Source organism: Nocardia barduliensis (genome assembly GCF_013315795.1).
Taxonomy (GTDB): domain Bacteria; phylum Actinomycetota; class Actinomycetes; order Mycobacteriales; family Mycobacteriaceae; genus Nocardia; species Nocardia barduliensis.
In genome coordinates this window covers 1-860 of sequence record NZ_JABLTE010000276.1, presented here as the reverse complement: position 1 = coordinate 860, position 860 = coordinate 1, and the positions used below count along the sequence as shown (strand labels likewise).

Here is an 860-nt window from a genome sequence, read left to right as displayed (position 1 = left end):
CCCCACAGGGACACATCGAACGTGGTCGCGGTCTTCTGCAGATACACATCGCCCGGACCCATAGGGTACTGGGCGAGCATCCATTCGATCTGATTCTGAATCGCGGTATGAGCGACCGCCACCCCTTTCGGACGCCCGGTCGACCCCGACGTGAAGATCACATACGCCGGGTGCTGCGGCAGCACCGGCCCCAACAGTTCCTCGCAGCGAATCGGTGCGCCCGAACGCCGCTCGATTCCGAGCGTGTCCACAGGCAGCACGGCGACATCACCGGGCATCGGTATCGCGTCGACGGTCCTGGTGAGCACGCAGAGCGGACGGGCGAGGTCGAGCACGTGCGCGATCCGCTCGGCGGGATGATCCGGGTCCAACGGCACGTACCCGCCACCGGCGGTGAGGACGGCGTACATGCCGACCACCAGATCCAGCGAACGCCGGATCGCCAAACCCACCAGCGATTCCGCGCCGACGCCACGCTCGATGAGCACCCGCGCGAGCCGGTTGACCCGCTCATCGAACTCCCGATAAGTCAACTGCCGCTCACCGGAAACAACCGCCACATCCTCGGCATACAGCGCCACCGCCCGCCGGTAACCATCGAGCACCAGACCCGACCGCACCGGGCGACCGGTGTCGTTCCAATGCACCAAGATCGCCGTGCGCTCCGCGGCATCGAGCAGCTCGATCTCCCCGACCGGGCGCTCGGGTGCATCGGCCACCGCGGTGAGGATCGCGCACAACCGCCGGGCGAACCCGGCGACCGTCGCCTCGTCAAACAGGTCGATGGAATAGGTGAACGCCGCCGAAATCCCCAACGGTGTCCGCTCATCCTCGTGCGGCACCATCGTCAGCTCGAGATC

Annotated in this window: 1 protein-coding gene; it reads right to left on the bottom strand. The window is 66.6% G+C overall.

Annotation, left to right across the window (positions count from 1 at the left end; all coding sequences use genetic code 11):
- Window positions 1-860: AMP-binding protein (locus HOV91_RS39175; RefSeq protein WP_174190195.1), on the bottom strand; the 860-nt coding region annotated here is incomplete at both ends.